This is a genomic window from Candidatus Acetothermia bacterium (assembly GCA_024653305.1).
Classification (GTDB): domain Bacteria; phylum Bipolaricaulota; class Bipolaricaulia; order Bipolaricaulales; family Bipolaricaulaceae; genus JACIWI01.
The window spans coordinates 1-6979 of record JANLFW010000030.1 but is presented as its reverse complement, the minus strand read 5'-3'; the positions used below and the strand labels follow the sequence as shown (position 1 = coordinate 6979).

The following is a 6979-nucleotide window of genomic DNA, read 5'->3' as shown; positions in this document are numbered from 1 at the left end:
TGGGAGGAGCACCGCCTTCCGTCAACCACCCCGTCACCAACCCCTCGGCCTGGTAGCGATCTCCTGGCGCACCAAGGTTCTCTCTCTTGACCCTACCCACCCTACCTTTTATAATAGAGTTACACGCTTTAGAGAAAAACAAAAGGAGGTGAGAGAAGGAGGCGTGCAGCTGTCCTAGAGTCGAACGCGACGCGATTTCGGTTAGGAACGGAGTATGGGAGGTGAAGTGGTGAAGCGTAAGTTGCTGGCGGTGCTGTTGGTGTTGGTGGCCCTAAGCGGAGTGGGGACGCTTGGGTGGGCGAAGATCAAGATCGTCTTCTCCGACTGGCATCTCGTGGAGCCCCACTGGGAAAAGGCTCTTAAAGAGGCCGTAGCTCAGTTCATGGCCGAGAACCCCGACATCGAAGTTGAACTCGAGTACGTGTCCTATGGGGAAAAGGAGACCAAGTACATCACGGCCATTGAGGCTGGGGTCGGGCCGGACGTGATGCACCTTGGGCCGATTGAGGTCTCGTTCGGGCTCTTTGCCTCCCGAGGCTATCTCTATGACCTCACCCCGCTCATCGAGGCAGAGGGGCCGGGTTTCGTTGATCCCTGGTACCCGGCGGCCTTGGAGGCTGTGCAATACAACGGACGCTACTACGCGATGCCCGGGGACTTCATGTCCATGTTCCTCATGTACAATAAGAGGCTCTTCGCCGAGGCGGGGCTCGATCCAGCGCGGCCGCCCAGGACGTGGGACGAGTTTCTCTCCTATGCCAAGGCCTTGACCCGGGACCGGGATGGGGATGGTCGCATTGACACCTGGGGCTTCGGCACGGTGGGCAAGGTGGATCCTGGCTTTCAGCTCCGGTTTACCCCCCTCCTCCTCAGCTTCGGTGCGGATTACCTTACCCCTGACTACAAATGCTGTGTCCTCAACAGCCCCGAGGCCAAGGAGGCCTTTAAGTTCTGGGTGGAGCTCTATACTGTGCACGGGGTCATCCCGCCAGGCGTGACCGACATGACCCCCGGTAAGGTCCGGGAGCAATTCGCCGCGGAGAAGGTAGCGATGATCCTCACCTCGGGATGGGGGCCGCCCATCATCGCGAGTATCAAACCCGGCGTCAACTGGGACGAGATCATCGGATTTGCCCCGGTGCCGGTGAAAGCTGGGACAGACCCTAAGCTCCGCACCACGGCCTGGCTCAGCTGTTGGGCGATCAACCGGAACACCAAGAACCCCGAGGCTGCGTGGAGGCTTGTGAAGTTCATCACCAGCAAGGCCATGGAGGAGAAGTGGTTCCGGGATGCCAACGTGCTCTCCTCACGCCGCGATGTGACCGAGGTCTACGCGCCGATCCTCGCTAGCCCCAGCGCTCGCATCAACGCCGCTGAACTTGCCCGGGCCAAGCTCGTGCCTCTCATCCCGGAGTGGCCCCAGGTCATCGAGGCGGTGAACATCGCGGTTCAGAAGGGTTTCATCGGCGTGAACCCCGACCAGGCTCTGGCCGAAGCCTATCGGCAGATCAACGCGATCCTCGACGTCTACCGAACCACCGGCGAAAGCTGTCCCTCGTTCTGATGTCAAGGACAGGGGCTGACCCTAGGGGAAGGAGCGGGGTCAGCCCCTCTTCTTTCGGGAGGATTCCGTGAGACAAGTTCGTTCCTCCGAAGGCACGACCAAATCTGGCAAGAGCCAACGCCAAGGATATTGGTTCATCTTGCCCTGTTTCATCCTCCTCATCGGTGTGCTCGGTTTCCCCACGGTGATGGCTGTCCTCAACAGCTTCGGACCGATTTGGTCAAAGGGTACAAGCGGGTTCACCCTGGCCTATTACCAGCGGCTCTTCCGCGACGCCATTTTCTGGAACTCTATTCTGAAGACGTTCTACTTCGTAGGGGGTACCGTAGCCCTCCACCTCGTTTTCGGATTGGCAGTGGCCTTGGCGTTGAACAGTGCGATCCGGATGAGACGGTTCTTCCGCGTCATGGCCATACTCCCCTGGACTGTGCCGGACGTGATTGCTGGGCTGGTATGGGCCTGGATGTTTGATCCCATCAGTGGGATCGTCAATGACGTGCTCGATCGCTTACACCTCATCGCATCCCCGGTGGAGTGGTTGGCCAACCCAAACCTCGTGATGCCGAGTGTGATCCTTGCTGATACCTGGCGGGGTTACCCCTTCGTCATGCTCGTCCTACTCGCTGGTCTGCAAGCCATCCCCAAGGAACTCTACGAGGCAGCCAAGGTGGACGGCGCGTCACCAATCCAGGAGTTCTTCCACATTACTCTACCCAACCTCAAACGGATGGTCGCCATCGCCACAATCCTGGACATCGTCTGGCAAGCTCGACGGTTCGGGTTGATCTGGGTTATGACCGAGGGTGGTCCGGCCCGGGCGACCGAGATCCTATCGGTGCTGGCGTACAAGCAGTACTTCAAGTTCTTCAACTTCGAGTACGCCTCCGCCATGTCCGTGCTCATGGCTGTCCTGCTTCTGATCGTCGGTCTTCCGTACGTCCGGATGATCGTGAGAAGGGTGTGACGCGATGAGGTACAACATGGCACGCACTTTGACCTATGCATTCCTGGTTGCTGTTCTTGTTTTCAACGTTGTGCCCTTTCTATGGATGATCTTCACCTCCTTCAAGACCGACGCCGAGGCCTACGCCATCCCGCCCACCTGGTGGCCACACAACCCCACGCTGTACGAGGGCTACGGAAAGGTCCTGATGTGGACGAACTTCCCCCGGTACTTCCTCAACAGTGTCATCGTGTCCTTAGGCGCAGCCCTCCTTTCCACTGTGGTGGGAGCCCTTGCTGGGTACGGATTCTCCCGGTTCCAGTTCCGGGGGAGGACAGCGTTGATCGGGGTCCTGCTCGCGTCCCAGATGCTCCCGGGTGTGCTCCTTGTAGGGCCTTACTTCAAGATGCTCGCCAGGATTGGGCTCTACAACACCTACACCGGTCTCATTTTAGCCTTCACTACTCTTACGCTCCCGTTCAGCGCTTGGATGCTCAAGGGGTTCATCGACACGGTCCCCCATGAGCTCGACGAGGCGGCCCTCATCGACGGATGTGGCCGTTTCCACGCTTTTCTGCGGGTCGTATTCCCCCTCATCACCCCAGGGATGGTAGCCACGTTGATCTTCGCTTTCCTCCTCGCCTGGGGGGATCTCCTTTGGGTTCTATGCTTGACGAGCACCGATTCCATGGCCACGGTAACCCTCGGCCTAAGTCGGCTCGTGACCCAGTTTCGGGTGATCTGGCCCCAGCTCATGGCCGGATCGGTGATCGCTGCATTCCCGCCGGTGATCCTCTACCTTCTCCTCCAGAACTACTTGGTCAAGGGGTTGACTGGCGGAGCGGTCAAGGAGTGAAAGGAGGGTTGATGCCGATTGCGCGCAGAGTGGCCTTGGTGACCGGAGGAGCGCGGGGTATTGGCCGGGCCATCGCCTTGGCCCTGGCTAAGGAGGGGGCGGATCTGGTGGTATCCGACGTGGACCTCGCTGGCGCTCGCACGGTGGCTGGGGAGATACAGGCGATCGGACGGCAAGCCCTGGCCGTCCGCGCCGACGTCTCTCTTCTCTCCGATGTCCAAGTGTTGTTCAAGAAGACAGTGGACGAATTCGGGCGCCTTGACATCCTCGTCAACAACGCGGGGATCATCCGCCGGGGTTCGCTGGAGGATCACTCCGATGAAGATTGGGAGAAGGTCTTAGCGGTGAATCTTCGAGGGACTTACTACTGCTCTCGGGAGGCGGCTCGGATCATGAAGCGACAAGGATCCGGGCGTATCATCAATATCTCCTCGGTTGCTGGCAAGGTGGGGGACATCACATCCGCGCCGAGCTATGGCCCATCCAAAGGTGCGGTGGACGTGCTAACGAAGTCTCTGGCTAGGGAGCTGGCTCCGTTTGGTGTGACCGTGAACGCGGTTGCCCCGCACGCAATCGAGACAGAGATGAGTGCAGAGTGGTCCGAAGAAAGGCGTCAGGCCATCATCTCCCAGATCCCCGTCGGACGGCTCGGAAAGCCAGAAGAAGTGGCGGCGGCGGTGGTGTTTCTTGCTTCTCCAGGGGCCGCGTTCATCACCGGCGAGATCCTGGACGTGAACGGTGGCTATTTGATGGATTAGGAGGGCGGTATGGGCCAATTGGAGGGCAAAACGATTGTGGTGATCGGAGGAGGAGGAGGACTGGGCACGGCATTCTGCCGCGGGTTAGCCCGTGAGGGAGCTTACGTGGTGGTGGCCGACCTGGACCAGACCAAAGCTCAAGAGACCGTCCGGCAGGTGACAGAAGAGGGTGGCCGAGCCCAGGCGGCGCAGGTGAACGCGTTGGACCGGGCGAGCCTGGAGAGCCTGGTGAATGGGGTGTCCAGGAGTCGGGGTACGGTGGACGGGTTGGTGAACGCCGCTGGCACCCATCTCCGCAAGCCTTCGGTGGAGATCACTGAGGAGGAATGGGACCGAGTGATGTCGATCAACCTCAAGGCCGTGTTCCTCGCCTGCCAGGTTTTTGGCAAGGCGATGATCGAACAAGGTCACGGCGCCATCGTGAACATCGCTTCCATGGCGGCTCACGTGGCCCTGGACGAGGCGCTGGCTTATTGTGCGAGCAAAGGTGGCGTTCTCATGCTCACCAAGGCCTTAGCCCGTGAATGGGCCCCACATGGAGTCAGGGTAAATGCCATCTCGCCCGGTTTTTTCCTCACCCCGCTCAACCGGGATCTCTTGCGCCCGGGGAGCGAGCGGCGGCGTAGGGTGGAAGAACGTACCCCCATGGGGCGGTTTGGGGAACCAGAGGAGCTTGTAGGGGGCTTGGTGTACCTTCTCTCCGACGAGGCCTCGTTCGTCACCGGCACGACCCTGATCATCGACGGCGGCTTCCTCGCAGAGGGGGTCTAGGATCTCCGGAAGCGGTCGGCGAGGTCGCGGTTCACCAGCCCTTGGGGAAGGAGACCGTTGAGAGCGCGCCCGATGTCTTGAGCGACCTTCTGGCGGAGTTCGCTCTGCGACTCCTCGGAGTACCAGGCGACATGAGGCGAAAGGAGCACCTGCGGCAGGTGAAGGAGGGGGTTCCCCTGTTCGGGGGGTTCGCGTTCCATCACGTCCAAGCACGCGCCGGCGATCTTCCCCTCCTTCAGGGCTCGGGCCAGGGCTATTTCGTCCACGACCGGGCCGCGGGAGGTGTTGATCAGACAGGCTGTGGGTTTCATCTTGGCCAGAGCCGCCTCGTCGATGAGGTGACGGGTTGCCTCGGTGAGAGGAACGTGTACGGAGAGGAAATCGCTTCGGGAAAGGATCTCCGCGAAATCCACGCGTTGGACGCCTGTCGCGCTGAAGACCTCGTCGGGAAGATAGGGATCGTAGGCGATCACCTGCATGCCCCAGGCCCGTGCCTTCCCGGCAAGCATCCGTGCGATCTTCCCGAATCCCAAGCACCCCAGGACGCGGCCTCGCAAGCGGTGGATGGGGCGACCCGTTTTCCAGTCCCACGTGCCCGCGCGGATCTCCCCGGTGTAGTGGGTGATCTTCCTCGCCCAGGAGAGGAGCATGGCCAGGACATGATCGGAGACCTCGTCCTCGCAGTAAGAGGGCACGTTGATCACAGCGATTCCGTGCATGGTGGCTGCCTGAACATCGATGTTGTCTACACCTATTCCGTAACGGCCCACTGCCCGACAGCGGGCGAGCCCGGCGATGACTTCTTTGGTGATGGGGGCATACTGAGAGATCAGCGCATCCGCATCTTGGCCGGCGGCCAACACTTCCTCCGGGCGTGTACATTGAGCGGAGACGACCTCGGCCTCCCACTGGGCAAGGATCTCACGCTCAATATCGAGGTCGGCGTAGTTGTAATCGGTGACCAGTACTTTCCAACGGAGTGTGCTCTGGGTCATCTCGGATCACCGCCTTTCCGAACCCACCTTAGAGTTTATACTATGACTGAGGGATTTTCACAATGGCCAATGGAGGCGGGCACGGGGTGTTCCCGTGGTGGGGCAAGCCGCCTCGGTGGCCGAGACCTTGGCGAGGCATGGGGTGGATGTGACGGTGACAAGTTGGGACGTCTCACGTCGAATCGCTGGCTCGGAGGCGGCGCACCCTGGGCCAGAGGGGTGGTGTTCCTGCGTTCTCCGGCTTCGGAATACGTGTTTGGCCAGGAATTGTCCGCGGACGGGGGAGCCCTGCCTTCTGGGGGCGCAAGTTTAGTTTTAGCAAAAATACTGTTGTCTTAGGCAAAGAAGAAGGGTATCCTTCGTGAACCCGCCGTTTTCGGCGAAAGGAGGGGCGGTGAGCAAAGGGAAAGCTTTGAAGCAATTGGTCGAGGCTGGAGCACTGGGCATCATCCGAGTCCAGACTACAGAAGACCTTGTAAAAATCACCCAGGAGCTCCGCGAAGGAGGGCTGTCCTGCATCGAGATCACCATGAACACACCAGGGGCCCTGCGGGCGATCGAGGAGGCGGTGGGCAAGATCGATGACGTCATCATGGGTGCTGGAACCGTCCTCGACGCTCCCACCGCCCGCCAGGCCATCCTCGCCGGGGCCCAGTTCCTCGTCACCCCCACGGTGAAGCTCGACGTGCTGGAGATGGCTCACCGGTACGGGGTTCCCGCCATCATCGGGGCCATGACCCCCACCGAGATCCTCACCGCGTGGGAAGCAGGTGCGGACATGGTCAAGGTGTTCCCGGCCTCCACGCTCGGCCCCAAGTACTTGCAAGAAGTGCACGGTCCGCTCCCCCAAATCCCCCTCGTGCCCACCGGGGGGATCACCGCCGACAACGCCGGCGAGTTCATCCGCGCCGGGGCAGCTGCCGTCTGCGCCGGCTCCTGGCTCGTGGACAAGAAGGCCGTGGCCGAAGGCCACTACGAGGTCCTCACCGAGCGGGCCCGGCGGCTGGTGGAAGCCGTACGCAAGGCGCGTAATCCGTGATCCGTAATCCGTGATAGGTGATCGGTGAGGCGTTAGGGATACCAAGAGGAGGG

At 60.8% G+C, this 6979-nt stretch carries 7 protein-coding genes; 6 read left to right on the top strand and 1 reads right to left on the bottom strand.

The genetic code is table 11. From position 1 onward, the window contains the following. The first annotated feature begins 229 nt into the window (after window positions 1–229). The 5 genes from NUV94_07810 (at window position 230) to NUV94_07790 (ending at window position 4892) form a co-directional block, all read left to right on the top strand. Window positions 230–1564: a sugar ABC transporter substrate-binding protein gene (locus NUV94_07810; GenBank protein ID MCR4392642.1), complete on the top strand. Its 1335-nt coding sequence runs from the start codon at window positions 230–232 to the stop codon at window positions 1562–1564. A gap of 139 nt (window positions 1565–1703) precedes the next feature. Then, window positions 1704–2528: a sugar ABC transporter permease gene (locus NUV94_07805; GenBank protein MCR4392641.1), complete on the top strand. Its 825-nt coding sequence runs from the start codon at window positions 1704–1706 to the stop codon at window positions 2526–2528. A gap of 16 nt (window positions 2529–2544) precedes the next feature. Continuing rightward, a complete protein-coding gene (locus NUV94_07800) occupies window positions 2545–3363 on the top strand; it encodes a carbohydrate ABC transporter permease (GenBank protein MCR4392640.1) in 819 nt (272 codons plus the stop codon). Window positions 3364–3374: 11 nt separating this feature from the next. Further along, a complete protein-coding gene (locus tag NUV94_07795) occupies window positions 3375–4121 on the top strand; it encodes a 3-oxoacyl-ACP reductase FabG (GenBank protein MCR4392639.1) in 747 nt (248 codons plus the stop codon). 9 nt (window positions 4122–4130) lie between these two features. Continuing rightward, window positions 4131–4892 carry a glucose 1-dehydrogenase gene (locus NUV94_07790; protein ID MCR4392638.1) on the top strand — a complete coding sequence of 254 codons (762 nt, stop codon included), beginning with the start codon at window positions 4131–4133 and terminating at the stop codon, window positions 4890–4892. Here the strand turns inward: NUV94_07790 and NUV94_07785 are convergent. Further along, on the bottom strand, window positions 4889–5887 hold the full coding sequence (locus tag NUV94_07785) for a C-terminal binding protein (GenBank protein ID MCR4392637.1): 999 nt from the start codon (window positions 5885–5887) through the stop codon (window positions 4889–4891). The genes NUV94_07790 and NUV94_07785 overlap by 4 nt on opposite strands. Before the next feature lie 394 nt (window positions 5888–6281). Here NUV94_07785 and NUV94_07780 point away from each other — a divergent pair, with 394 nt between their 5' ends. Next, entirely contained in the window at window positions 6282–6926 is a 645-nt protein-coding gene (locus tag NUV94_07780; protein ID MCR4392636.1) for a bifunctional 4-hydroxy-2-oxoglutarate aldolase/2-dehydro-3-deoxy-phosphogluconate aldolase, read from the top strand. Window positions 6927–6979 lie beyond the last annotated feature (53 nt).